Here is a 25,441-nt window from a genome sequence, read left to right on the forward strand (position 1 = left end):
CGACCCCCCGGAGGAAGAGTGAGACTACGGTCTCTGCTGGTCAGCGCCTTAGCACTGGCCACGGCCTCGGCCGCGCTCGTCGCTGCCCCGGCCCACGCGGCCACAGTTGACGACCCTGCCGTCAGCTCCCAGTTGACGGCCGAGATCAAGAAGGAGGGAACGGTCCGTTCGATCATCGAGCTGAAGCCCGGAGCGAGCGTCAACGCCGTCGCCACCGACACCGGCAAGGCGTCCGCCAAGGCCGACGTGATCGAAGAGAAGAAGGCGGCCGGCTTCTTCGTCGCCGAACTTGACAAGAAGGCCCTGGACGAGCTCAAGAAGGACACCCGCATCCAGGCGATCTACAAGGACGAGCTGAGCGCACCGTCCCTCGACGCCAGCACCAAGGTGATCGGCTCCGACAAGGCCAACGAGGCGGGCTGGACCGGCAAGGGCTTCACGGTCGCCGTCCTCGACACGGGCATCGACCGGGACCACCCGTTCTTCGCCGGCCGGATCGTGGACGAGGCCTGCTTCTCCAGCAACTACAGCGGCCACGGGGCCGCCTCGCTCTGCCCGAACGGGCAGTCGACCCAGCAGGGCGCCGGCGCGGCCAACGCCGAGATCGCCAGGTGCGTCGTCCAAGGCGCCAACCGCTGCTACCACGGCAGCCACGTGGCGGGTATCGCCGCGGGCAAGAAGACCACGGGCGCCCCGTCCAACGGTGTCGCCCCCGAGGCGGGCATCCTGCCGATCCAGGTCTTCAGCCAGATCAACAGCGAGACCCTGTGCGGTGCCGGCAAGAGCCCCTGCCTGCTGAGCTACACCTCCGACCAGATGTTCGCCCTCGCCTACGTCGCGAGCGTGGCCAAGGCACGCAACGTCGTCGCGGCCAACATGAGCCTGGGCGGGCGCGACCCGTACTCCAACCACTGTGACACCGGCTCCATGGCCGCGATGAAGGCGCAGTTCGACGCCCTCATCGCGCTCGGTACCGCGCCGGTCGTCGCCGCGGGCAACGATGGATTCCCCAGCGCCGTCTCCTTCCCCGCCTGCATCTCCAGCGCCGTCGCCGTCGGGGCCACCGACGACAACGACGCGCTCGCGACCTTCACCAACCGGGGCAAACTGCTTGACCTGTTCGCGCCCGGCGTGGAGATCAACTCCTCGGTGCCGAACAACGCCTACGGCGTCATCGGCGGCACGTCGATGGCCGCCCCGCACGTGGCCGGCGCGTTCGCGGTGATGAAGCAGGCCCACCCGAGCCTGAGCGTCCCCCAGATCCTGGCCAAGCTGCAGAACACCGGCAAGTCCATCAGGTACGGCCAGGTGACCACCAAGCGGATCGACCTGGCCAAGGCGACCCCGCCGAAGGCGACCCCGACGCCCACCCCGACGCCCACGGTGACCCCGACCGGCAAGCCCACGACCACTCCGACGGCCACCCCGACGGGCAAGCCGACGGTCAGGCCCACCGTGAAGCCGACACCGACGGTGACCCCCACGCACACGCCGGCGCCGACCAGCGACCCCGACCCCAAGATCATCAGCATGGATCCCGACCCGGAGCCCGTGCCCGACACGTGCACGCGCGGCCGTGGCACCAAGCCGCTGAGCTCGAAGGCGTGGGCGCGCGAGATGCTGAAGTCCCAGGGCAGCCTGTCCGACCGGACCCTGCTGTGCTACCTGTCGATCACGCAGAACGGCAGCTCGGTCTTCCCCGAGGTCACCAACGCCGCGACCCTGGGCAAGGCGTACAAGGTGCTCAACCCCAAGAGCAAGAGCGCCAAGGCCCTGCTCGACCGTGAGCTGCTCGCCGCCTGGCTCAACTACTCCCACGGCGTCTACAACGCCTCGGCGAAGGTCCACGGCAGCACCACGCTGAAGAAGGCGATCGGCGTCGCCGAGACGTACCGCGTCAAGGGAGGTACGGCCACACAGCTCAAGAAGACGGCCGTCTACCTCTACAAGCACGTGAACAAGTAACCCGATCACATGGAGGGGCCGGTCCCGGAAGGGGGCCGGCCCTTCGTGCGTCCAGCCCCGCTCAGCCGTAAAGGTCCGTGAGGCCGACCAGGTGAACGTCCTGTCGCCCGTCGGCGATGTCCGGCTGGAATCCCGCACCGCTGTAGCAGGTCAGCACCGTGTCACGGGTGTCGTATCCCTTCACCGCCAGCAGGTCTCGCGCGCGCCGCAGCCGCGCCACGTGGCCGGCCGTCATGATCGTGTCCCACTTGACCTCGCCCAGTGACAGAATCCGCCGCGGCCGGCCGGGCTCGTCCGGCGCGAGGACGGCCACGTCCACCTGGATCTGCGTCCGGTTGCCCGGGTCGGCGACCGTGCCCGCGGCGACCTCCCCGGGAAGCTCACCGAAGACCTCGGCCCCCACGGACATGGCCCATTCGCGGCAGATGCCTTCGAAGTGCGGGCCCACCACCTGCGACAGAAAAGTGCTCTGGGAGTTGCGCCAGGCCGCGTCTCTGTCGCCACGATCGAGCCGGGTCCACTCGCGTCGCATGACCGCCTCGTAGAAGACGATCAGCGGCTCGCGGATGCGGTAGAGGGTCTTCCCCTTCCTGAAGGCGTCGGCCTCCCGGGCGATCAGCTGGGAGTCCTCCAGGACCGATAGCGGATGTCCGATGTCCGTGGACTTGCGGCCGATGCATCCGGCGATGCCGCCTCGGGTGGCGCTGCCAGAGGCGATGGCGCCGAGCACGGCGTGGTAAAGGGCGGTGTCACGGATGTCGGCCTCCTCCGCCAGCAGGTATCGGGCCTCACGGAAGAGGGGGGTCTGCGGATTCAGCACCGTCCGCCGCACCCAGGAGCCGAAGTCGTCCAGCGAATCGGGCGCGTCCCCGGCCACGAACTCCCGACGGTAGGCGGGGGTGCCGCCAACGACGGAGTGGACGAGAACAGCGAGGCGTGGGTCGTCGATGTTCCAGAACCTGGCCGCGGTCCGGTAGTCGAACGGCTTGATCACCAACTCGAGACTGGCCCGCCCGCGCAACGGCGCACTGCCGGACAGGAGCCGCCCCATGACTGCCATGGCCGAACCACACAGGAGCAGGCGCGCTTCGCCGCGTCGCGCGTGGCCTCTGGGGTCGAGAGCGTGCTGGAGTAGCGAGGGCAGCGAAGGTGACGCCTTGCTCAGGTAAGGGAACTCGTCGATCACGATGAGCCCTCGCGGTATGGCGGTGTACATCCGCTCCAGCGCTTCGTCCCAGCTGTCGAACGCGTAACGACCGCCCCCCGTCTGGGCGGCCAGCGCCTGGCCGAAGCGGGCCAGCGCCTCTGCCTCGGTCGCCTCAGTGGCGGCGAAGAAGAATCCGCTGACCTCGCTCGCCAGCGCGTCGAGGAGAAAGGTCTTGCCTTGGCGACGCCTGCCACTGACGATGCCCAGCCGTACGTCGGGATTGGCCGATGTGGCGAATCCAGCCAAACCCTCCCACTCGCGATCACGCTCGAAGACGTGCTCGGGCTTCACAAGAGACTTCACAGTAGAACTATATCCCTTAGTGGCATACACCTAAGATGTATAGTTCTAAGCATAGGTCCGAGATGTGTCGCTTAGGGTGGCTTCATGGACGCAGGCAGAGCGATCTTCGATACCGTTGACAGGCTGCGCCAGCGGCGCACCAGCCCGCTGGTTCTCGAGCTGGACCTCACCGAGGGGCTCACGGAGGGGCCGCCGGCCGATCCGGTCGCCGCCCTGCTGTCCATGCGCAAGCCCCGCCTGGCCGACGTGCTGTCGGGGCTGAAGCGGGCCCGCGACGACTCGCGAGTCAAGGCGCTGATCGTGAAGATCGGCGGCAACCCCTTGGGCCTGGCCATGGTGCAGGAGCTGCGCCAGGCCGTGACCCGGTTCCGGTCCTCGGGCAAGCTCACGGTCGCCTTCGGCGAGACGTTCGGCGAGTTCGGCGGCGGCACCGTCCCCTACTACCTGGCCAGCGCCTTCGAACGGGTCTACCTTCAGCCGAGCGGCGACGTGGGGCTGACCGGAGTGGCGATGGAGCAGCGCTTCCTCAAGGGCGCCCTGGCCAAGCTGGGCGTCGACTACGAGATGGGGCAGCGCCACGAGTACAAGACCGGGGCCAACACCTTCACCAAGGACCACATGACCGAGCCCCATCGCGAGTCGATGGGCCGCATCGTCGAGTCGGTCGTGGACCAGCTCGTCGCGGGCATCGCCGAGGGGCGCCGGCTCGACCCGGCCAAGGTGCGCGAGCTCGTCGACCGCGGGCCGTTCATCGGGGCCGAGGCACTGGAGGCCGGGCTGGTCGACCGGCTGGCCTACCGGGACGAGGTCTACGACGAGGTCAAGCAGTCCGCCGGAGCCGACGCCCACCTGCTGTTCGTCTCCCGCTACGCCAGGAACGCCGCCGTCCGCAAGCTGCCGCACCCGACGGCCGCCGGCATCGCGCTGGTCCACGGCAACGGCCAGATCCGCTCCGGGCGCTCCGGGCGCAGCCCGCTCGGCGGTGGCGGCGCGATGGGCTCCGACACGGTCAGCGCCGCCCTGCGGGCCGCCCGGCGCGACGAGCACGTGAAGGCCGTGGTGTTCCGGGTCGACAGCCCCGGCGGCTCCTACGTCGCCTCCGACACCGTCTGGCGCGAGGTGGTGCTGACCCGCAGGGTCAAGCCCGTGATCGTGTCAATGGGCGACCTGGCGGCCTCCGGCGGCTACTTCGTCTCGATGGCCGCCGACGTGATCATCGCGCAGCCCGGCACCCTGACCGGCTCGATCGGCGTGTTCGGCGGCAAGCCGGTGCTGACGGAACTGCTGGAGAAGATCGGCGTCAACTCCGAGATGGTCGCCGAGGGGGCCAACGCCGGGATGTTCTCCACCTCGCGCGGCTTCTCGCCGGAGCAGTGGGAACGGGTCAACGCCTGGCTCGACCGGATCTACGACGACTTCGTGGGCAAGGTCGCCGAATGCCGCGACCTCAGCCGGGAGCGGACCCACGAGCTGGCCCGGGGCCGGGTCTGGACCGGTGCCGACGCCCAGGAGCGGGGGCTGGTCGACGAGCTGGGCGGCCTGGAGGACGCGCTGCGGCTGGCCCGCGAGCGCGCCCGCCTGGCCGACGACGCCCCCGTGCGCGTCTATCCCCGGCTCAACCCGCTGGAGCGCCTGCGCGGCCCCGAGTCGAGCGAGGACAAGGCGGCGGCGCTGGCCCGCGTGCGGATCGACGCCTGGGGCCCGCTGGCCCGCCTGTCGGCCGAGCTCGGCCTCCCCACCGCCGGCCCCCTCGCCCTCCCGGGTTGGTACACGATCCGCTGAGCCGCTCAGCGGCAGTCGGGATGCGTCACCGTCTCCACGGCCAGCAGGCTCTCCAGCCCCTTGAAGTCGCTGGGGTTGACGGTGTAGAGCGGCAACCGATTGGCGATGGCCACGGAGGCGATCAACAGGTCCGCGGTGTTGCTTCGGGGATTGCGCCCGGCCTCCCTTACGGCCACGTAGACCTGTCCGAAGGCGCGAGCCGCCGCAACGTCGAAAGGAAGTGGCTCGAACTCCGACTCAACGCGGGCGAGCACGTCCTGCCGGCTCGCGCGTTTGCGGGGGTCACCAGTCGCCAGCGGTCCAACCGCCAGCTCAGCCAGTGTGACGGTGCTGATGGCCGGGGTATCGGGCAACTCCGCCGGGTCGAGCAAGGGCAACAGGATGAGGATGTTGGTGTCGAGGAGCCCGACTTCCCGGTCGGTCACTCGCTCCTCCTTCTGGCCCGCTCCCAGGGATCGTAGTCCTCGTCATCGAAGGCCGAACGCACATCGTCCGCGAACTCCTTGTCGTCAATGACCGGTGCGTTCGCGAACACCGCCATCAACCGCTCTTTGGGGACGAACGTGCGGCGGCGGCTGATCGGGGTGACCGTAGCGATCTTGTGTCCGTGACGCGTCAGGGTGAACGTCTCACCGCGTTCGATGGCGTCCATGATCTCACCAGCGCGGTTCTTCAGGTCGCGCTGATTGATCTCGGGAGGCTCGTGCCAGGCTTCACTCATATCGCCAGGCTACTCCGCTCAGCCCACCCGGTGCCACGGTGTGGCACTTTGTGGAAAAGGTGGCCTTTCTCCTGGATGTTCAGGGGCCCATGGGGCGGTAGCGGGCGCGCAGCCGTACCAGGGGCTGGAGGGTGGGCGTGACGTAGTCGACCGCGAGCACGCGGGCGATGAACAGGGCGTGGTCGCCGGCCGGCACCACCTGGGTGGTCTCGGCCTCCAGGGCGGCGACGCCGCCCTCGACCACCAGCGCGTCGCAGTGCGGGCCGCGGTGGTGCGGCACGCCCGCCACGAGGTGGCGGGCGCTGGGACGGCCGGAGGCGGCGAAGCGGCTGGCGATCGCGGCCTGTCCGGCGGACAGCAGGGACGCCGCCCAGCGGTCCTGGCGCAGCAGCACCTCGGCGAGGTAGCCACGGTTGCCCAGACTCACCAGGACGAGCGGCGGCTCCAGCGAGACCGACATCAGCGCCGACACCGTCGTCCCCAGGTCGTCGCGGCCGTCGCGCACGGTGATCACGGCCACGCCCGCCGCGAGCTGGGCCATCGCCTCGGTGAACTCGCTCACGGCAAGGGCCCCCTGACGAAGGGGACCCTCGCCGGGCGGGTCAGCCGAGGCCGTTCGTGCTCAGCCATTCCTTGGCCACCGTGGCGGGTTCGTCCTTGTTGACGCTGATCTTCTGCATCATCTCAAGCAGCGACTCGGTCGTGAGCTTGGCCGAGACCTCGTTGAGCGTGCCCGTGATGGTGTCGTTGGCCGCGGCCTTGTTGACCAGCGGGGTGACGTTCTGGGCCGGGAAGATGTTCTTCGGGTCCTCCAGCGGGACGAGGTCGTTGGCCGTCATCTTGGGGTCGGTGGAGAAGACGTTGCCGACCTGGATCGAGCCGTCCTTGATGGCGTCGGCCGTGGTCGGGCCGGTCGCCTTCCACTGCTTGAACTCCAGCCCGTACACGTCCTTGAAGCGGGCCTCCCAGCGCTTCTTGAACTCGGGCGGACCGCCGACGATCATGTCCTTCGACACCTTGGCCAGGTCCTCCATCGTGGTGAGCGACTGCTTGGCCTGGGCGTCCTTGGTGATCGACAGGGTGTCCTTGTCCTCGGCGGGCGAGGAGTCGAGCGCCTGGAGCTCGGCCGGCAGCTTCTCCTTCAGCGCGGTGTTGACCTCGTCGGTGGTCGCCGCGGTGTTCTGCAGGTCGATGAAGGCGAGCAGGTTGCCGTTGTACTCGGGGACGATGGTCAGCCCGCCGCTCTTGACCTGGTCGTAGACCACCTCACGACTGCCGATGCGGGGCTTCTCCTCGACCTCGACGCCCTTGGCCTCCAGCGCCTGGGCGTAGATCGAGCCGAGCAGCACGCTCTCGTCGAAGTCGAACGAGCCGATGACGGCCTTGCCGCCGCCGGAGGCGGGGGCCGAACCGCTGGGGGCCGCGCTCGTGGTGTCGAGCGGGTTGCCGCCGCTGCCGCCGCTCCCGCAGGCGGTCAACGTGAGCGCCGCGGACAGGAACAGCGCCGCGGCGCCGAAAGTGCGTCTCATCACAATCTTCCCTTCTTGGGGGTTATAAGGCGTTGGCTCACCCCAGGAGAGACCGTTGCCCGCTGTACGAGCATGAACACGATCTGCACCACGAGCGCGAACAACACAATCAGTACGGAACCACCGACGACGCTGGCGTAGTCCTTGGTCGCGAAACCGTCGATCACGAACCGGCCGAGCCCGCCGAGCCCGGTGTAGGCGGCGACCGTCGTGGTCGCCACCACCTGGATCGCCGAGAGGCGCAGGCCGAGCAGGATCAGCGGCAGCGCCACCGGCACCAGCACCCGGCCGAGCACCTGCCCGCCCGTGAGCCCCATGCCGTAGGCGGCGTCACGCAGGTCCGGGTCGACGCCCCGGATCCCCTCGAACGTGTTGACCAGGATCGGCGGCACCGCCAGCAGCACCAGCGGGATGATCACCGGCAGGATGGAGGCGGTGCCGAGCAGCAGCACGAACAGCACCAGCAGACCCAGCGTGGGCAGCGCCCTGGCCAGGTTGGCCGTGACGACCACGAGCAGCCCGCCCCGGCCGGTGTGGCCGATCAGCAGCCCGAGCGGCACCGCGATCAGCATCGCGAGCACCAGTGCCAGGGCCGAGAACTCCAGGTGTTCCAGCAGCCGGGCCGGGATGCCGTCGGGGCCCGACCAGTTGGCCGGGTCGCCGAAGAAGTCGGTCAGCCAGCTCACGTGGCCCTCCTCGCCCGTACCCACGGGGTGAGCAGCCGCTGCGCGAGGACCAGGAGACCGTCGGCGACCAGCGCAAGCAGCACGATCAGCGCGATGCCGACGATCACCGGGGGCAGGAACGGGTTCTGGTAGGCGCGGGTGAACAGCATGCCGAGGCCGCCCTGGCCGATCAGCGCTCCGACGCTGACCAGGCTGATGCTGGAGACGGCGACCACCCGGAGCCCGGCGAGCACGACGGGCGTGGCGATCGGCAGCTCCACCTGGACCAGGCGGCGCAGCGGCGTGAAGCCCATCGCCACGGCCGACTGGCGCACGTGCTCCGGCACCGCGCCGAGCCCGTCGACCACGGCGGGGATGAGCACGGCCATGGCGTAGAAGGTCAGCGGGATGATCACGGTCAGCTGCGACAGGCCGGTGACCGAGATCAGCAGCATGAATACCGGCAGCGACGGCAACGCGTAGATGACGTTGAACACGCCGGTCGTCGGCTGGTAGAGCCAGCGCCAGCGTACGCTGGCCAGCCCGAGCGGCAGGGCCAGCGCGAGCCCGGCCACGATCGGCACCAGCGACATGACGAGATGGTCGCCGAGCAGGTCCCTGATGCTGCCGACCCGCCCGGTGTCCCAGTTGCGCGCGATCCACTCCCAGAGTGTGGGCGGCCCGTCACCCATCGGCTGCCTCCGCGAGGGCCTCGTCGAGCGCCTCCCGGGTGGCCACGCCGATGACCCTGTCCTCGCCGTCGACGGCCACCGCGCAGCCCGACGGCGACAGCAGCGCCGCGTCGAGGGCCGAGCGCATGGAGTCGTGGCCGGGCCTGAAGGTGCCGTACGGCTCCAGCGTGCCGGGCCGGTCGCGGGAGACCCAGCCGAGCGGCCGGTCGCCGGCGACGACCAGCCGCCACGGTTCGTCCGCGGGATCGTCGGACCCTTCGGTCACGGTCAGGTCGGTGCGCAGCCGGATGCCCTCGGTCGAGACGAACTGCAGCCGCCGGATCCCCCGGTCGCGGCCGAGGAACTCGCGGACGAAGTCGTCTGCGGGCTCCGACAGCAGCGTCTTGGGGTCGGCCAGTTGCGCCAGCCTGCCGCCCACGCGCAGCACGGCCACGCGGTCGCCCAGCTTGATGGCCTCGTCGATGTCGTGGGTGACGAAGACGATGGTCTTGTTCAGCTCGGCCTGCAGCCGGATCAGCTCGTCCTGCAGGCTGGTGCGGACGATCGGGTCGACCGCGCTGAACGGCTCGTCCATCAGCAGCACCGGCGGGTCGGCGGCCAGCGCCCGGGCCACGCCCACGCGCTGCTGCTGCCCGCCGGACAGCTGGAACGGGTAGCGCTCGCCCATCGCCGAGTCGAGCCCGACGCGTTCGAGCAGTTCCATGGCCCTGGAGCGGGCCTTCTTCCGATCCCAGCCGAGCAGGTAGGGGACCGTCGCGACGTTGTCGACGATCTTGCGGTGCGGGAACAGGCCGGCCTGCTGGATGACGTAACCGATGCCTCGGCGCAGCGTCGGCGGATCGATGCCCTGCACGGGCACACCATCGAGGAGGATCCGGCCCTCCGTGGCGTCGATCATCCGATTGATCATCCGCAGGGACGTCGTCTTCCCGCAACCCGAGGGGCCGACGAACACCGTGATCTCGCCTGTCGGCGCCTCGAGACTGAGCGCGTCGACGGCGACGGTGCCGTCCGGGTAGCGTTTGGTGACAGCGTCAAATGTGATCACGCGCGACCTCTCGCATAGTGGCAGGGCCGCGACCCCCCTGCCACGACCGCCCATGATCTATTACCCGACAACCTTATGGGGAAATGAACCACCCTGTCGCGTCGGCCCCTGCTTAAACGCTTCACTCAGCAGGGCTGATTCGTAGCGAAACCGGACCCGATAGGTGCGCCACCCTGGCTTAGTTGGCATGATTACCTCACCAACTCTTGACGCCGCCTCTCCACCCCCGGCAATCCCGCCTTTGAAGCAAGAGGAATCGGCCCCGTGACACAGCCGCTCACCGATCAGCGCCCGCGCGCCGACCTGGTCACAGAGCTTTACGACCGTCACGCCGCCGGGCTGTTCGCCTACTGTGCTGACCAGCTCGGCGACCACGGCTCCGCGGCCGACGCCCTCGCGACCGTCCTCAGCGGCGTCTCCGCGACGGTGCCGCCACGCGCGGCGCTCTACGCGTTCGCCCGCCGCGAGATCCACCGGCGCGACGTCGTCTACGCGCCTCCCGTCGTCGATCCGCTCACCGACCCGGCCTCGGCGCTGGTCGAGCGGACCCTCCGCGACCTGCGCCCGCACCAGCGCGAAGTGCTGGTGCTGAGCGAGGTCTGCCGGCTGGGCCGCACCGAGCTGGCCTGGGTGCTCGACGTGGCGCCCGACACCGCCGAGGAGCTCGCGCTCAGCGCCGCCCACCGCTACCGGCAGCTGCTCGGGATGGCGCTGGCCGCCACCGGGGCGCGGGTGCCGAAGCCGGTGGCCGACGTCTACGGCGCGCTCACGGTCGCGCCGCTCCGCGACGTGCTCGGCCGCCTGCCGTGGCCCTCGCCGCCCGCCTCCCTGCGCGTCCACTTCGCCGGCTCCCGTTCGGCCGGCGCCGCGCCGATGTTCGTCAAGCCGCGCTGGCCCGTGCCGCCCCGGTGGCCGCTGCCGCTGAGCGAGCCCGATCCGGCGACGAGCACCGCCATCTTCCCCACCGAGCTGCTGGCGCCGCCCTCACCGGCGCGGGTCCCGGAGCACGACGCGACCACGGCCCCGATGCCGCGGCTGCGCGACCCGATGGCGCCGACCGACACCTCCGGGCTCGGCCGGGCCTTCTCCCGGCCACGCGAGCGGCCGTTCTTCCTGTCGGCTCCCGTGCGGGACGACGTACGTCCGGCGGCCGAGCCGCACGCGACCGTGCGTCCGGCGGCCGGGCCGCACGCGACCGGCGACGTCCTCATCCAGCGCGGCCCCGTCACCCCGCCGCCGGCCGGCGAGGGCTCGCCCGGCGACCTGTTCGCGCCCAAGCGGCCGGCCGAGGAGCCGGTCTACCGGATGCCGTTGCCCCAGGAGTTCACCCGGCTGCCCGACCCGCCGCCGAGCGCCTGGCAGACCGGCGCCCGCGACACCGGCGCCCCCAAGCGCTCCGACACCCCCGCCATCGACCGCCCGGCCGAGCGTGGAGATCGGAAGAGCGGCGCCGCCCGGCGGCCTTCGGGCACGAGTGCCCGGCCGATGCGCGCCGACCGCAAGGTCGCGGGGCCCGGTGACCGCGAGACCGCCGGGTTCGGTCCGAGTGGTCGCAAGGTCGCGGGGCCCGGTCCGGGTGACCGCGAGACCGCCGGGTTCGGTCCCAGTGGCCGCAAGGTCGCCGGTCCCGGTCCCGGTGACCGCGAGACCGCTGGGGAGGGGCCGGGGGCGCGGCAGAGTGGAGTCGTCTCAGGTGACCGTACGAGCGGGAAACGGCCCGGGGCGGGCACGCAGGCGCGGCGGCCGGTCACCGGTCAGCGCGGGAAGGCGGTGCCCAAGCCCGGCGCCCGTAAGCCCGGCAAGCCGAAGCCGAAGCCGAAGGGGCGCAAGCGCAGGCGCGGTCACCGCGACTGGGCGTGGGAGCTCGTCGGGTTCCTGCTCTGCGTGGCCATCGCGATGATCGTGTTCTTCTCGATGCCGTCGCTCATCGGCCCCTGATCACGCCGGGCCGGCGACCGCCCCGATGGCCGCCGGCTCGCACGACTTCCCGTCGGTCATCGGGGCGGCCTCGGCAGGTTCAGCCCCAGCATGGCGATCAGCTCCCGCTGCACCTCGTTGACCCCGCCGCCGAAGGTCAGCACCATCGCGCCCTTGACGCCGACGTCGATCCGCTCCATCAGCTCGGCCGTCTCCGGGTCGGACGGGTCACCGTAGCGGGCCAGCACGTCACTGACGATCCTGCCGATCTCCATGTACCGCTCCGAGGCGTAGACCTTGGTGGCCGAGGCGTCCGGGGCGCCCAGCCAGCCGAGGTCCATGTTCGCCGCGACCTGCCAGTTGAGCAGCTCGTTCGTACGGAAGTAGGCACGCACCCGGCCGAGCGCCCGCCGCACCTCGGGCACGTCCGCCAACCCGGTGCGGCGCGCCCAGGCGGCGAAGCGGTCGTACGTCTGCCCCAGGTTGCCCGCCGGGCCGAGCGTGACGCGCTCGTGGTTGAGCTGGTTGACGATCAGGTCCCAGCCCTTGTCCACCTCGCCCACGACCATGCCGACCGGGACGCGGACGTCGGAGTAGTAGGTGGAGTTCGTGTGGTGGCGGCCGTCCATGGTGATGATCGGCGTCCACGAGTAGCCCGGGTCGTCCGTCGAGGCGATCATCATGGTGATGCCCTTGTGCTTCTTGGCCGTGGGATTGGTGCGGGCGGCCAGCCAGATGTACTGGGCGTGGTGGGCGCCGCTGGTGAAGATCTTCTGGCCGTTCACGACGTAGTGGTCGCCGTCGAGCACCGCCGTGGTGCGTAGCGCGGCCAGGTCGGTGCCCGCCTCGGGCTCGCTGTAGCCGACCGCGAAGTGGCACTCGCCGGCCAGGATGCGCGGCAGGAAGGTGGCCTTCTGCTCCGGGGTCCCGTACTGCATGAGGGTCGGCCCGACGGTGCCGACGGTGATGAGGGGGTACGGCACGCTCGCGCGGGCGATCTCGTTGGCGAAGATCTGCTGCTCGATCGGCCCGTAGCCGCTGCCGCCGTACTCCTTGGGCCAGCCGGGGCCGAGCTTCCCGTCGCGGCCGAGGCGGCGGCAGTGCTCCATGTACGCCTCGCCGAACGGGTCGGCGTGGATCTTGCGGCGGTCGTCGGCGGTGATGCAGTTCTGGAAGTACTCGCGCAGCTCGTCGCGGAGTCTGCGCTGTTCGGAGGTGAGGTCGATCAGCATCAGGCGAGGGCTCCGATCAGGTCGAGCTGGGCGTCCTGGCCGCCGAGCAGGTGCGACAGGTGCTTGGCCTGGGCGAAGTAGCGGTGCAGCGGGTAGGTCACGTCGAGGCCGAGGCCGCCGTGCAGGTGCTGGCAGGTGTAGAGGGCCCGTAGCGCCTCACCGACGTGGAAGGCGGCGACGGCGAGGTCCTCCTCGGCGGGCAGTCCCTCGCCGAGCCGCCAGGCGGCCGACCAGAGGGCCACGTCGAGCGCCCGCCCGGCGATGTAGACGTCGGCGATCTGCATGGTGACGGCCTGGAACTCGGCGAGCGCGCGGCCGAACTGCTTCCTGGTCCTGATGTAGCCGGTGGTCAGCTCCAGCGCCCCGGCGAGCACGCCGCTCGCCTGCGCCGCGACGGCGACGGTGAAGATCTGCCGGATCTCCGTGACGGCCTCGGGACCGGCCACGCGTTCGGCCGGGGTCCGGTCGAGCACGATCGTGGCTGCCGGCTCGCCGGTGGAGGTGAACTCGGGGCTCGATTCCGGGGAGTCGACCAGGAACACGCCCTCGTCGGCGGTCACCAGGGCCCACGCCTCCAGGTAGGGCACTCCGGTCTTGCGCCCGGTCAGCACCCAGCCCTCCGGGGTACGGTCGGCGGTGGTCACCGGAGGGTCGGCGAGCGCCCGGCCCGGCTCCCGGAGGGCGACGGTGGCCGCGCGTGTCTGCTGGTGGCGGGTGCCGTACCTGCTGAGGGCGAGCGAGCCGGCCAGGGCGGGCAGCGCGGGCAGGGACGCGGCCCGCGCGCCGACCTCGCGCAGCACGACCGCCATCTCGACGGGGCCCAGCCCGGCGCCGCCCGCCTCCTCCGGCACGCACACGCTCAGCAGTCCGGCCTCGCGCAGCCGCTCCTCCGTCGCCTCCTTCGCGAGCAGGTCGGCGGCCAGCTTCCGCAGGTCTTGCTGGGTCTCGTCCAGATTGAAATCCATCAGGCCTCCGTCTCGTGGAGCGGACCGGGCCGTTCGTTCCCGGCCCGCGCCGGTGGCGTCGTGGCCGACGTTTCCGCGGTCATGAAGACCTCCAGCGAGCGCCCGGTCAACCGAAACGCAAACTAGAACAGATTCTAATATCTGTCCAGGGTCCAGGCAGACTGACAAGTCTGGATATATCCCTGTAACGCCGCAGACATGCATCTATACGGGCTCTTTGTGACCCGTGAGTAACAAGCCGCACTGTCCCGAAATCAGATAACGTGTTCTTATGCGTACTCCGCACGCGACCATTACCGCGCCCCCCGGCGACAGCGAGGGGACCATGGAGAGTCATCCCACTCCTGCCGGGCACAGCGTCCGGACGCGGAGCCAGCACCAGCGCCGCAAGCGCATCGTGCAGGCCGCCGCCGCGCTGGCCTCACGCGGCGGCGTCGAGGCGATGCAGATGCGCACCGTCGCCGAGCGCGCGGGCGTCGCGCTCGGCACCCTCTACCGCTACTTCCCGTCCAAGATGGACCTGGTGGTCGCGGTCGTCGGTGAGGAGATCGACCTGCTGGAGAGCAGCATCGAGCGCCGGCCGCCGAGCGCGTCCACCCCGGCGGGCCGCACGGTCGACGTCCTCATGCGCGCCACCCGCGGCCTCATGCGCGAGCCCGAGCTCGCCGACGCGCTCATCCGCTCGCTGATCCTGGCCGAGGTCGAGACGCCGTTCGGCGACCGCATGACCGGCCTGCTGCTCCGCGTCGCCGCAGACGGGCTGTCGCAGGAGCAGGCCAGCGAGGAGCAGCTCACCCTGGCGAGCTCGCTGTCCAGCGTCTGGGTGCACGAGCTGCTGGAGATGCTCCGCGGCCGGCGTGGCTACGAGCAGATCCAGCGCCGCATCGAGATCGCCGCCGAACGACTCATCACCGACATCTGACCCCGCCGCTCCCGGGCGCGGCCTGTCCCCGACCGCCGTCCCCTCTTCCCCTGCCCGACTTCCCCTACCTCCGCCCGCCCCCCTGACGGGCGTTGTCCGGGGCTCAGTCTGTGGGCTCGCCCGCGTGGAGGACTTCGTGCTGCCACCGGTCGCGGGGCTGAGTGTGCAGGCGCCAGTAGTGCTCGGCGATGTCGTCCGGGTCGAAGGGGGTGCCGAGGGCGACCGGGCCCGCCACGGTGACCGAGGCGACGTGCACGCCCGACGGGCCGTACTCCTGGTCGAGCAGCGCCACCAGCGTCCGCACGCCGCTCTTGCCGAGCGACAGGCTCACGTACTGCCGCTTGGGTTCCGGCATGCCGCCGGTGACGATGAACGTCCCGCCGCCGCGCCCGGCCATCGCGGGCGCCAAGTGCGCGGCGGCGACGAGCGCGCCGACCACGTTGACCGCCCAGGCGTCCAGGTGGGCGCGCATCCTGGCCTCACCCGCCGTGTCCGGGCGGATGATCGCCGCGTTGTAGACCACGACGTCCGGAACACCCAGGTCGGCACGGGCCGCGTCCAAGGCGGCCCGCAGCGCGTCCTCGTCCGCGCAGTCGGCGATGTACCCGCGCGCCCCCGCCACGTCCAAGGTCCTCCCGGTACGCGAGACCAGCCCCACGGGCATGCCCTCGGCCGCGAACCGCCGCGCCACCGACCTCCCGATCCCCGGTCCCGCCCCGATGATCACCGCTCCTGGCATCGTCCACTCCTGTCCGCGCGTTACGACTGACAGTCGGGACGGTAAGGCGTCACATCCATGTGAAGGTCAAGGAGCATCATGAGGATCGGCGATCTCGCCCGCGCGACCGGCGTGAGCAAACGGCTGCTCCGCTACTACGAGGAGCAGGGGCTGCTCCGGCCGGTGCGGCTGCCGAACGGCTACCGGGAGTACGCCGAGGCGGACGCCGCCGCGGTCCGGCACATCCGGGCCCTGCTCGCCGCCGGACTGCCCACGGCGGTCATCGCCCGGCTGCTGAGCTGCGTCCACGACGACGAGGGCGGGCGGATGGTGGCCGCGGCCTGCCCCGGCATGCTCGGCCACCTGCGGCGGGAACGGCGACACATCGCCGACACCATCGAACGCCTGCAGACGTCCCAGCAAGCACTCGACACCCTCCTCACCTCAGCCCTCCAGCACCCTTAGACGGGGGACGGGGCCCACCACGTCCGCACACTCCGCCACCCGGGACGGAAGCACCCGGCATCTTGACGGGAGAGGCGGACGGATCAGGCTCGCCTCCCTTCACGGGCCGTGGCCGGGCGGGCGTGGGGTGAGACCAGTGGGCGGGGCGGCGCGGTCTAGGAGGCGATGCGGAGCGGCGGCGGATGAGGGTTTCGACGCCGTCCAGCCGCAGGTTCAGCCCGAAGACGAAGTCGGCGTCCTCCACCCATACGAGGCCCCACACCAGCACTACGAGTGCTCATGCTTCCTTTCCCGCGATGATCATCGACGGCCTAGGCTGGCGGCATGAAGATGCGCGCGATCAGCCAGGACACCTTGGGCGGTCCAGAGGTGCTGAAGCTGACAGAGACCGACCGGCCCGAGCCGGGCCCGACCGAGGTGCTGGTGCGGGTGCACGCGGCCGGAGTCAACCCCACCGACTGGAAGACCCGCGAGAGCGGCGGCCTGCTCCGGACGCCGCCGTTCGTGCTGGGCTGGGAGGTCTCCGGCGTGGTCGAGGCCGTCGGCCTCGGCACGACCGTCCACCAGCCGGGTGACGAGGTCTTCGGGCTGCTGCGCTATCCGCAGGGCAACGGCGCCTACGCCGAGTACGTGGCCGCGCCCGCCCGGCATTTCGCCCGCAAGCCCGCCAACCTCGACCACCTCCACGCGGGCGCGATCCCGCTCGCCGGGCTGACCGCCTGGCAGGCGCTCGTCGACACCGCGGGCGTCCGCGCGGGCAGCCGCGTGCTCGTGCACGCTGCCGCGGGCGGCGTGGGCCACCTCGCCGTCCAGATCGCCAAGGCCAGGGGCGCGTACGTGATCGGCACCGCCAGCGCCGCCAAGCACGACTTCCTGCGCGGGCTCGGCGTCGACGAGCTCGTCGACTACCGCACCGAGGACTTCGCCGAGGTCGTGCGCGACGTCGACGTGGTGCTCGAGACCATCGGTGGCGACTACGGGCCGCGCTCGCTGCGGACCATGCGCGAGGGCGGCACGATCGTCTCGCTCACCATCTCGCTGCTGGACGAGCGCCTGCACGCGATGGCGGCCGAGCGCGGCATCCGCTCGGCGGCCATGCTGGTCGAACCCGACCACGCGGCGATGCGGTCACTCGCCGCCCTGGCCGAGGCCGAGCGGCTGCGGGTCGAGCTGGCCGCCGTGCTGCCCCTCGCGGAGGCGGCCAAGGCCCACGAACTGGGCCAGTCGGGCCGCACCACGGGCAAGATCGTGCTCAGCGTCCCGCAGTGATCGTGCTTGGCGTCCCGCAGTGAGGGCGTATACGGGCGCCTCGGCCTTGAGCCGCCCGGGTGGACCGGCCCGCCTGAGGAACTCATCGGAATGTCGGTGCCGCCGTCTATACAGGAGGGATGACCGACAAGCCATCGAACGAGGACTTCCTCCGGCTGGCTGATCCACTGCGCCGCGAGTTGCTGGCCCACTGCTATCGCATGCTGGGGTCGGTGCACGACGCCGAGGATCTCGTCCAGGAGACCTACCTGCGGGCCTGGCGGGCCTACGACAGGTTCGAGGGGCGTTCCTCCCTGCGCACCTGGCTCTACCGCATCGCCACCACGGCCTGCCTGACCGCGCTCGACAGCCGGGGCCGCCGGCCGCTGCCCACCGGGCTGGGCGCGCCGAGTTCCGAGGCCACCGCGCCTCTGGCCGAGCGGCCGGAGATGCCGTGGCTGGAGCCGGTGCCCGACGGCATGGTGGGCGCGGGCTCCGACGACCCGGCCACGATCGTCACCTCGCGCGAGAGCATCAGGCTGGCGCTCATCGCGGCCCTGCAGCACCTGCCGCCCCGGCAGCGCGCGATCCTGGTCCTGCGTGACGTGCTCAAGTGGCGGGCCACCGAGGTGGCCGAGGTCCTGGAGACCACCACGGCCGCTGTCAACAGCGGCCTGCAGCGGGCCCGCGCCCAGCTCAGCGAGGTGTCGCCGAGCCTCGACGATCCGGTGCGGCCGCTGTCCGCCGAGCAGCAGGCCCGGCTCGACCGCTACATGGCGGCCTTCGAGAGCTACGACGTGGCCGCGATCGTCGAGCTGTTCACCAAGGACGCCGTGTGGGAGATGCCGCCCTACACGGGCTGGTGGCAGGGGCCGGAGAGCATCGGCAGACTCATCGAGACCAACTGCCCGGCCAGCCGGACGGGCGATCTGCGGCTCGTCCCCGTCGCGGCCAACGGCCAGCCGGCGTTCGCGGTCTACTTCCGCGACGGTGCGGACTATCACGCGTTCGCCGTGCAGGTGCTCACCATGACCGGCGAAGGTATCGGCCATGTGGTGATGTTCTTCGACCTCGACCTGTTCGACCCGTTCGGGCTGCCTCGTACGATGCCGGCCGCCGACCGGGCTTTCGCGTCAAAGTAGAACGCGTTACAGTCTGGACCGGAGCATCATTCTGGAGGCGACTGTGCGCACACCTGTGATCGTCGAGGCCGTCCGCACCCCGATCGGCAAGCGGGGTGGCTGGTTGTCCGAGCTCAAACCACAACAGGTGCTGGCCGCGGCGCTGAGCGGGCTGATCGATCGTTCCGGGCTCGATCCCGCGCTGGTCGGCCAGGTGTTCGCCGGGTGCGTGACCCAGGCGGGTGAGCAGGGCGGCCATGTGGGGCGGCACTCCTGGCTCTACGCCGGCCTGCCCTACCAGACGGGCGTCACCACGATCGACGCCCAGTGCGGCTCGTCGCAGCAGGCCGTGCACCTCGCGGCGGCCATGGTGCGCGCCGGGGTGATCGACGTGGGCATCGGCTGCGGGGTCGAGGTGATGAGCCGGGCGCCGCTGGGCAGCAACGTGCTGCCCGCCAATCCCCGGCCCGACGACTGGAGCATCGACCTGCCCGACCAGTTCACCGCCGCCGACCGCATCGCGCGGCGGCGCGGGCTGACCAGGGAGCGGCTCGACTGGTTCGGCGCGCGGTCCCAGCGACTGGCGGCCAAGGCGTGGGCCGACGAGCGGTTCGAGCGGGAGATCGTGCCGGTCGGGTCCGTCACCCGAGACCAGGGCCTGCGTGAGACCACGGTCGAAGGGCTGGCCAAGCTCAGGCCGGTGCCCCATGAGGATTCACTGCACACCGCGGGCACGTCGTCGCAGATCTCCGACGGAGCGGCGGCCGTCCTGGTGATGAGCGAGGAGGCGGCGCTCCGTCACGGCCTGCGGCCCCGTGCCCGCATCCTGGCCCAGGCCCTGGTGGGCTCGGAGCCCTACTATCACCTCGACGGGCCGGTCGACGCGACCGCCAAGGTGCTCGAGTCGGCCGGCATGACGATGAGCGACATCGACAGGTTCGAGGTGAATGAGGCGTTCGCGTCGGTGGTGCTGTCCTGGGCGAGTGTGCACCTGCCCGACCTCGACCGCGTCAACGTCAACGGCGGCGCCATCGCGCTCGGCCATCCGGTGGGCGCGACCGGCGCGCGGCTGCTCACGACGGCGCTGCACGAGCTGGAGCGTTCGGACTCCGCGACCGCCCTGGTCACGATGTGCGCGGGCGGCGCGCTGGCCACGGCCACGATCCTTGAGCGGATAGCGTGACGCATCGGAAATTCCGTATCCGTCCCCCGGCCTTCTCCTTCAGACTCGAACCACACGCACGCTCTACGGGGGACACGTGAAGAGAAAGACCCGACGCCGGCCGTACCTTGAGCAGCGTCCGCAGGACCTCGGCGGCGGGGTGTGGAGCGTGCCGGTGCCGATCCCCGGCAACCCGCTCGGCTACACCCTCGTCTACGCCGTCGAGTCGCCCAAGGGCCCGGTGCTGGTCGACGCCGGCTGGAACCATCCCGACGCGTGGGAGGCGCTCCACGGCGGGCTCGGCTCCCTGGGCATCGACGTCACGACGGTCAGAGGCGTGGTCGTCACCCACTTCCACCCCGACCACGCCGGGCTCGCGGGGCAGGTCAAGGAGACCTCCGGCGCCTGGATCGCGATGCACGAGGCCGACGCGGCGCTGGTCCGGCTCATGCACGGCCTGGCCGACGGCGAGCACCGCAGCTTCCAGGCCGACATGCTGCGCCGGGCCGGCGCCGGCCCGGCGGAGGTGGACATCGCCACGGCCCAGCGCCCGAAACCGCCCGCGCCGCCCGACCGCGAGCTGCGCGACGGCGACCTGGTCGACCTGCCCGGCCGCAAGCTGCGGGCCGTGCACACGCCCGGCCACACGCCCGGTCACATCTGCCTGCATCTGGAGGACGCCGACCGGCTGTTCACCGGTGACCACGTTCTGCCCGACATCACACCTCATGTCGGCATTTATCCGTACGATCGCGACGATGTTGATCCGCTGGGAGAGTTCCTCGACTCCCTGGAGCGGGTCGGCGACATGGGCCCGCTGGACGCCTTGCCGGCCCACGAGTGGATATTTCCCGATGTGGCAGCACGAGCCACCGAGATCCGTCAGCATCACGAGGAGAAGCTGACCGAGCTTCGCGCGCTGCTGGCCGAGCGGCCGGAGCCGCAGACCATCTGGGAGGTCGCCGCCATGATGACCTGGAACAGACCCTGGGACGACCTGTCCCCGATGCTGCGCGGCATGGCGGCCGGCGAGGCGGCCGCCCACCTGCGCGCTCTGGAAGCGCGTGGCGCGATCACGCGGGTCAGCGGAGGCGAACCCGTACGGTTCCAGGCCATAGACTCCTAGACATCCGATGTCTAGGGAGAAAAGCGTGGCGGTCACCGACGCGGCCATCGACAAGATCAAAGAGATGATCCTCTCCGGCGAGCTGACGCCCGGCGACCGGCTGCCGAAGGAGGCCGACCTGGCTGAGCGCCTCGGCCTGTCCCGCAACTCACTGCGCGAGGCCGTCCGCGCGCTGGCCCTGATCAACGTCCTCGACGTGCGCCAGGGCGACGGCACCTACGTCACCAGCCTGGAGCCACGGCTGCTGCTCGACACCATGTCGTTCGTGCTCGACCTGCACCGCGACGACACCGTGCTGCAGTTCTTCGAGGTGCGCCGCATCCTCGAACCCGCTGCCACGGCGATGGCCGCCAGGTCGATGACCGACGCCGAGATCGACGAGCTCCGGGTGATCCTCGAGTCGCTGCCCGCCTCCCCCACGATCGAGGAACTGGTCGCCAACGACCTGGAGTTCCACCAGCGGATCGCGCTGGGGTCGGGCAACAGCGTGCTGTGCTCGTTCATCGAGAGCCTCTCGGGGCCGACGACCCGGGCCCGGATCTGGCGCGGCCTCACCCAGGAGGGCGCGCTGGACAAGACGCGCGAGCAGCACACCGCGATCTACGAGGCCATCGCCGCCCGCCAGCCCGACCTGGCCCACTCGTGGGCCACCGTGCACGTGGCGGGCGTGGAGTCCTGGCTGCGCAAGGCCCTTGCCTGACCGGGCCTCTCGGGGTAGTACGCCGGTGTGGCTGACAAACTCGACCGGTATCGGAGCAAGCGCGACGCCGGCCGCACCCCCGAACCCGTCCCTGCCGAGGCCCCTGAACCACGCGACGGCGACGCGTTCGTGATCCAGGAGCACCACGCGCGGTCGCTGCACTGGGACCTGCGGCTGGAGCGCGACGGCGTGCTCGCCTCATGGGCCGTGCCCAAGGGCCTGCCCGGCGACCCCGGCACCAACCACCTGGCCGTGCGCACCGAGGACCACCCGCTGGAGTACCTCACGTTCCACGGCGAGATCCCCCAGGGCGAGTACGGCGGCGGCACGATGACGCTCTGGGACCAGGGCACCTACGAGACGGAGAAGTGGTCCGACCGCGAGGTCAAGGTGGTGCTGCACGGCGCCCGAGCCTCGGGCCGGTTCGTGCTGTTCCAGACAAATGGCAAGAACTGGATGATCCATCGGATGGATCCCCCGGTCCGCGACCCCTTCCCGCCGTTCGACCCCATGCTCCCCGCCGAGCGTTCCCGGCTGCCGCGCGACGCGGGGAAGTACGCGTTCGAGTTCGCCTGGGGCGGTGAGCGCGTCCTGGTGCCGATCGAGGGCGGCCGGACCGACGCGGCGCGGCGGCATCCGTGGCTGAGACCGCTGGCGGAGTCGTTCGGCAGCCGCACCGCGGTCCTGGACGGCGAGGTGGTCACGCTGGGCGGCGCCGAGGTGCTGGTCTGCTACGACCTGCTCTACGACGACGGACACTCCCTGGTCGCCGAGCCCTACACGGCCCGCCGCGCCGCACTGGAGGCTCTCCACCTGTCGGCGGCCCGCTGGCAGACCGCCCCCTCCTGGCCGGGCCAGGCCGCCCCGGTGCGGCAGGCGGCCCGCGAACAGGGCCTCCCCGGTGTCCTCGCCAAACGCCTCGACTCGCCCTACCAGCCCGGCCCGTCCACGGCCTGGATCTTCGTGCCGAGTCGCGCGGCGAAACCGCCACGCGACTAGCACGTCAGGCGGCGTCCGCTCCTCCCAGGACGCGACACGTCAACGGCGTCCGCATCGCCCAGAGCGTGACACATCAACGGCGTCCGCCACCTCTCAGGACGTGACACAAAACTTGGATTGTTCGTTAACTTGTATCATTCGTGTTTATGGCCTAGGTTTGGCGCCATGAGCGCACCCAGGACTCCGGCCGCCGAGGAGCTACGCGGTGCCGGCCTACGGGTGACGGCCGCCCGCGTCGCACTGCTCGAGACCGTCCGGGACGGTGACCACCTCGACGTCGAGACGATCGCCTCCGGCGTGCGCGAACGGGTGGGCCACGTCTCCCTTCAGGCTGTGTACGAGGCCCTCCACGCGCTCACCGCGGCGGGGCTCGTACGCCGCATCGAGCCGGCCGGCAGCCCTGCCCGGTTCGAGGGACGTGTCGGGGACAACCATCACCACGTCGTGTGCCGGTCGTGTGGTGTCGTCGCCGATGTCGACTGCGCGGCCGGCGAGGCGCCCTGCCTGACAGCGTCCGACGACCACGGCTTCTCGATCGACGAGGCCGAGGTCATCTACTGGGGCCTGTGCCCCGCATGTTCCGCCAGCAGTTCCTGAGCACCGTTATCTCGAATTCCGGAAGGATTCCATGTCCGAGAACCATGATGCAATCGTCACAGACCCGAAGCCGGAGGGCGAAGGCGGCTGCCCGGTCGCGCACGAGCGCGCCCCCCACCCGACTCAGGGCGGCGGAAACCGCCAGTGGTGGTCGGATCGGCTCAACCTGAAGATCCTCGCCAAGAACCCCGCCGTGGCCAACCCCCTCGGTGCGGAGTTCGACTACGCCGAGGCGTTCAAGTCGCTCGACCTCGCGGCCGTGAAGCAGGACATCGCGCAGGTGCTGACGACCTCGCAGGACTGGTGGCCCGCCGACTTCGGCAACTACGGCCCGTTCATGATCCGGATGGCGTGGCACAGCGCGGGCACCTACCGCATCAGCGACGGCCGCGGCGGCGCCGGGGCCGGTCAGCAGCGCTTCGCCCCGCTCAACAGCTGGCCGGACAACGCCAACCTCGACAAGGCCCGCCGCCTGCTGTGGCCGGTCAAGAAGAAGTACGGCAAGAGCCTCTCGTGGGCCGACCTCATGGTCCTCACCGGCAACGTCGCCCTGGAGACGATGGGCTTCAAGACCTTCGGCTTCGCCGGCGGTCGCGCGGACGTCTGGGAGCCCGACGAGGACGTCTACTGGGGCCCCGAGTCCGTCTGGCTCGACGACCAGCGCTACACCGGCGACCGGGAGCTCGAGAACCCGCTCGCCGCGGTCCAGATGGGCCTCATCTACGTCAACCCGGAGGGCCCCAACGGCAACCCGGACCCGCTGGCCGCGGCCCGCGACATCCGTGAGACGTTCCGCCGGATGGCGATGAACGACGAGGAGACGGTCGCCCTGATCGCGGGCGGTCACACCTTCGGCAAGACCCACGGCGCCGGCCCGGCCGACCACGTCGGCCCCGACCCCGAGGCCGCCCCGCTGGAGGAGCAGGGCCTCGGCTGGAAGAGCACCTTCGGCACCGGCAAGGGCGGCGACACGATCACCAGCGGCCTGGAGGTCACCTGGACCTCGACGCCGACGAAGTGGTCCACCAACTTCTTCTGGAACCTGTTCGGCTACGAGTGGGAGCTGACCAAGAGCCCGGCCGGCGCGCACCAGTGGCGGCCGAAGCACGGCGCCGGCGAGGGCTCGGTGCCCGACGCCCACGACTCGTCGAAGCGTCACGCGCCGTCCATGCTGACCACCGACCTCGCGCTCCGGTTCGACCCGATCTACGGCCCGATCTCGCGCCGTTTCTACGAGAACCCCGACGAGTTCGCCGACGCCTTCGCCCGCGCCTGGTTCAAGCTGACCCACCGCGACATGGGCCCGGTCGTGCGCTACCTCGGCCCGGAGGTCCCGGCCGAGACGCTGCTGTGGCAGGACCCGCTGCCCGCGGTGACGCACGAGCTGATCGACGCCGAGGACATCGCCTCCCTCAAGGCGCAGATTCTCGCCTCGGGTCTGTCGGTGTCCGAGCTGGTGTCCACCGCTTGGGCGTCGGCCGCGTCCTTCCGCGGCAGTGACAAGCGCGGCGGCGCCAACGGCGCGCGCATCCGCCTCCAGCCGCAGAGCGGCTGGGAGGTCAACGACCCCGACCGGCTCGCGACGGTGCTGCGCGCCCTGGAGGGAGTCCAGGAGAGCTTCAACTCCGCCCAGAGCGGCGGCAAGCAGGTCTCGCTCGCCGACCTGATCGTGCTCGGCGGCGTCGCGGCCGTCGAGCGGGCGGCCAAGGACGCCGGCTTCGACGTCCAGGTCCCCTTCACGCCGGGCCGCGTGGACGCGTCGCAGGAGCAGACCGACGTGGAGTCGTTCGACGCGATGGAGTTGACCGCCGACGGGTTCCGCAACTACCTCGGCAAGGGCAACCGGCTGCCGGCCGAGTACCTCCTGCTCGACCGGGCCAACCTGCTGACCCTGAGCGCCCCCGAGATGACGGTCCTGATCGGTGGCCTCCGCGTCCTGGGCGCCAACCACCAGCAGTCGCCGCTCGGCGTCCTCACCACGACCCCCGGGTCGCTGACCAACGACTTCTTCGTCAACCTGCTCGACCTGGGCACGACGTGGAAGGCGACGTCCGAGGACGCCAACACGTTCGAGGGTCGCGACGCGGCCACGGGCGAGGTCAAGTGGACCGGCAGCCGGGCCGACCTCGTCTTCGGGTCCAACTCCGAGCTGCGCGCGCTCGCGGAGGTCTACGCGAGTGACGACGCGAAGGAGAAGTTCGTGAACGACTTCGTCGCGGCGTGGGACAAGGTGATGAACCTCGACCGGTTCGACCTCGTCTGATCACGTCTGATCAGACCTGATCACAACGTCCAGGCCGGCCCGCGTGGGCCGGCCTGGACGTCCTCGTTCCGCGCCGGACGACCCGCTGGGCGTC

The 25,441-nt window shown here is 70.7% G+C and carries 24 protein-coding genes; 13 read left to right on the forward strand and 11 right to left on the reverse strand.

The genetic code is table 11. The features are described from left to right. Nucleotides 1-18: 18 nt before the first annotated feature. Nucleotides 19-1,965 carry a S8 family peptidase gene (locus AB0I38_RS21755; RefSeq protein ID WP_358470714.1) on the forward strand — a complete coding sequence of 649 codons (1,947 nt, stop codon included), beginning with the start codon at nucleotides 19-21 and terminating at the stop codon, nucleotides 1,963-1,965. A 61-nt stretch (nucleotides 1,966-2,026) separates the two neighbouring features. On the opposite strand, the gene AB0I38_RS21760 is transcribed toward AB0I38_RS21755, so the two are convergent. Then, nucleotides 2,027-3,475, reverse strand: a complete 1,449-nt coding sequence (locus tag AB0I38_RS21760; RefSeq protein WP_358470717.1) for an AAA family ATPase — start codon at nucleotides 3,473-3,475, stop codon at nucleotides 2,027-2,029. 84 nt (nucleotides 3,476-3,559) lie between these two features. Here AB0I38_RS21760 and sppA point away from each other — a divergent pair, with 84 nt between their 5' ends. Further along, nucleotides 3,560-5,257 carry a signal peptide peptidase SppA gene (gene sppA / locus AB0I38_RS21765; RefSeq protein ID WP_358470720.1) on the forward strand — a complete coding sequence of 566 codons (1,698 nt, stop codon included), beginning with the start codon at nucleotides 3,560-3,562 and terminating at the stop codon, nucleotides 5,255-5,257. A 5-nt stretch (nucleotides 5,258-5,262) separates the two neighbouring features. Here sppA and AB0I38_RS21770 read toward each other — a convergent pair whose 3' ends face one another. The 7 genes from AB0I38_RS21770 to AB0I38_RS21800 form a co-directional block, all read right to left on the reverse strand. Then, nucleotides 5,263-5,682 carry a type II toxin-antitoxin system VapC family toxin gene (locus AB0I38_RS21770; RefSeq protein ID WP_358470723.1) on the reverse strand — a complete coding sequence of 140 codons (420 nt, stop codon included), beginning with the start codon at nucleotides 5,680-5,682 and terminating at the stop codon, nucleotides 5,263-5,265. Then, complete coding sequence (locus tag AB0I38_RS21775; protein ID WP_358470726.1) at nucleotides 5,679-5,978, reverse strand: type II toxin-antitoxin system Phd/YefM family antitoxin; 300 nt, start codon at nucleotides 5,976-5,978, stop codon at nucleotides 5,679-5,681. The genes AB0I38_RS21770 and AB0I38_RS21775 overlap by 4 nt, the downstream gene beginning before the upstream one ends. A 79-nt stretch (nucleotides 5,979-6,057) precedes the next feature. After that, entirely contained in the window at nucleotides 6,058-6,540 is a 483-nt protein-coding gene (locus tag AB0I38_RS21780; protein ID WP_358470729.1) for a flavin reductase family protein, read from the reverse strand. Between the two features lie 40 nt (nucleotides 6,541-6,580). After that, nucleotides 6,581-7,507 carry an ABC transporter substrate-binding protein gene (locus AB0I38_RS21785; RefSeq protein ID WP_358470732.1) on the reverse strand — a complete coding sequence of 309 codons (927 nt, stop codon included), beginning with the start codon at nucleotides 7,505-7,507 and terminating at the stop codon, nucleotides 6,581-6,583. After that, nucleotides 7,507-8,193, reverse strand: coding sequence for an ABC transporter permease (locus AB0I38_RS21790; RefSeq protein ID WP_358470735.1), 687 nt, complete (start codon nucleotides 8,191-8,193; stop codon nucleotides 7,507-7,509). Before AB0I38_RS21790 ends, AB0I38_RS21785 begins: the two co-directional genes overlap by 1 nt. Continuing rightward, entirely contained in the window at nucleotides 8,190-8,864 is a 675-nt protein-coding gene (locus tag AB0I38_RS21795; RefSeq protein WP_358470738.1) for an ABC transporter permease, read from the reverse strand. Before AB0I38_RS21795 ends, AB0I38_RS21790 begins: the two co-directional genes overlap by 4 nt. After that, the gene (locus tag AB0I38_RS21800; RefSeq protein ID WP_358470741.1) at nucleotides 8,857-9,912 is read right to left on the reverse strand and encodes an ABC transporter ATP-binding protein; all 1,056 of its coding nucleotides are present in this window, start codon (nucleotides 9,910-9,912) and stop codon (nucleotides 8,857-8,859) included. The genes AB0I38_RS21795 and AB0I38_RS21800 overlap by 8 nt, the downstream gene beginning before the upstream one ends. A gap of 264 nt (nucleotides 9,913-10,176) precedes the next feature. Between AB0I38_RS21800 and AB0I38_RS21805 the strand changes: the two genes are divergently transcribed. Further along, nucleotides 10,177-11,850, forward strand: coding sequence for a hypothetical protein (locus AB0I38_RS21805; RefSeq protein WP_358470744.1), 1,674 nt, complete (start codon nucleotides 10,177-10,179; stop codon nucleotides 11,848-11,850). Between the two features lie 56 nt (nucleotides 11,851-11,906). Here AB0I38_RS21805 and AB0I38_RS21810 read toward each other — a convergent pair whose 3' ends face one another. After that, on the reverse strand, nucleotides 11,907-13,061 hold the full coding sequence (locus AB0I38_RS21810) for an acyl-CoA dehydrogenase family protein (protein WP_358470747.1): 1,155 nt from the start codon (nucleotides 13,059-13,061) through the stop codon (nucleotides 11,907-11,909). Then, the gene (locus tag AB0I38_RS21815; RefSeq protein WP_358470750.1) at nucleotides 13,061-14,026 is read right to left on the reverse strand and encodes an acyl-CoA dehydrogenase family protein; all 966 of its coding nucleotides are present in this window, start codon (nucleotides 14,024-14,026) and stop codon (nucleotides 13,061-13,063) included. Before AB0I38_RS21815 ends, AB0I38_RS21810 begins: the two co-directional genes overlap by 1 nt. A 325-nt stretch (nucleotides 14,027-14,351) precedes the next feature. On the opposite strand from AB0I38_RS21815, the gene AB0I38_RS21820 reads away from it, so the two are divergent. Then, on the forward strand, nucleotides 14,352-14,948 hold the full coding sequence (locus AB0I38_RS21820; protein ID WP_358470857.1) for a TetR family transcriptional regulator: 597 nt from the start codon (nucleotides 14,352-14,354) through the stop codon (nucleotides 14,946-14,948). Between the two features lie 103 nt (nucleotides 14,949-15,051). Here the strand turns inward: AB0I38_RS21820 and AB0I38_RS21825 are convergent, their stop codons facing one another. Continuing rightward, nucleotides 15,052-15,687, reverse strand: a complete 636-nt coding sequence (locus tag AB0I38_RS21825) for an SDR family NAD(P)-dependent oxidoreductase (RefSeq protein ID WP_358470753.1) — start codon at nucleotides 15,685-15,687, stop codon at nucleotides 15,052-15,054. Between the two features lie 78 nt (nucleotides 15,688-15,765). On the opposite strand from AB0I38_RS21825, the gene AB0I38_RS21830 reads away from it, so the two are divergent. The 9 genes from AB0I38_RS21830 to katG all read left to right on the forward strand — a co-directional run bounded on the left by AB0I38_RS21830 (nucleotide 15,766) and on the right by katG (nucleotide 25,347). After that, nucleotides 15,766-16,131 carry a MerR family transcriptional regulator gene (locus AB0I38_RS21830; RefSeq protein ID WP_358470756.1) on the forward strand — a complete coding sequence of 122 codons (366 nt, stop codon included), beginning with the start codon at nucleotides 15,766-15,768 and terminating at the stop codon, nucleotides 16,129-16,131. A gap of 330 nt (nucleotides 16,132-16,461) precedes the next feature. Continuing rightward, a complete protein-coding gene (locus AB0I38_RS21835; protein ID WP_358470860.1) occupies nucleotides 16,462-17,400 on the forward strand; it encodes an NADP-dependent oxidoreductase in 939 nt (312 codons plus the stop codon). Nucleotides 17,401-17,519: 119 nt separating this feature from the next. After that, nucleotides 17,520-18,521: a sigma-70 family RNA polymerase sigma factor gene (locus AB0I38_RS21840; RefSeq protein WP_358470759.1), complete on the forward strand. Its 1,002-nt coding sequence runs from the start codon at nucleotides 17,520-17,522 to the stop codon at nucleotides 18,519-18,521. Nucleotides 18,522-18,564: 43 nt separating this feature from the next. Then, nucleotides 18,565-19,683 carry a steroid 3-ketoacyl-CoA thiolase gene (locus AB0I38_RS21845; protein WP_358470762.1) on the forward strand — a complete coding sequence of 373 codons (1,119 nt, stop codon included), beginning with the start codon at nucleotides 18,565-18,567 and terminating at the stop codon, nucleotides 19,681-19,683. Between the two features lie 76 nt (nucleotides 19,684-19,759). Continuing rightward, nucleotides 19,760-20,788 (forward strand): MBL fold metallo-hydrolase, encoded by a 1,029-nt coding sequence (locus tag AB0I38_RS21850; protein ID WP_358470765.1) that lies wholly within the window; start codon nucleotides 19,760-19,762, stop codon nucleotides 20,786-20,788. Nucleotides 20,789-20,813: 25 nt separating this feature from the next. After that, the gene (locus tag AB0I38_RS21855) at nucleotides 20,814-21,488 is read left to right on the forward strand and encodes a FadR/GntR family transcriptional regulator (protein ID WP_358470767.1); all 675 of its coding nucleotides are present in this window, start codon (nucleotides 20,814-20,816) and stop codon (nucleotides 21,486-21,488) included. A gap of 27 nt (nucleotides 21,489-21,515) precedes the next feature. Further along, nucleotides 21,516-22,487 carry a DNA polymerase ligase N-terminal domain-containing protein gene (locus AB0I38_RS21860; protein WP_358470770.1) on the forward strand — a complete coding sequence of 324 codons (972 nt, stop codon included), beginning with the start codon at nucleotides 21,516-21,518 and terminating at the stop codon, nucleotides 22,485-22,487. 165 nt (nucleotides 22,488-22,652) lie between these two features. Continuing rightward, complete coding sequence (locus tag AB0I38_RS21865) at nucleotides 22,653-23,084, forward strand: Fur family transcriptional regulator (RefSeq protein WP_358470773.1); 432 nt, start codon at nucleotides 22,653-22,655, stop codon at nucleotides 23,082-23,084. A 31-nt stretch (nucleotides 23,085-23,115) separates the two neighbouring features. Next, nucleotides 23,116-25,347 carry a catalase/peroxidase HPI gene (katG, locus tag AB0I38_RS21870; protein WP_358470776.1) on the forward strand — a complete coding sequence of 744 codons (2,232 nt, stop codon included), beginning with the start codon at nucleotides 23,116-23,118 and terminating at the stop codon, nucleotides 25,345-25,347. The last annotated feature ends 94 nt before the right edge of the window (nucleotides 25,348-25,441 follow it).

Origin of the sequence: Nonomuraea cavernae (assembly GCF_040655715.1) — a bacterium.
GTDB classification, from domain to species: Bacteria; Actinomycetota; Actinomycetes; order Streptosporangiales; family Streptosporangiaceae; genus Nonomuraea; species Nonomuraea cavernae_A.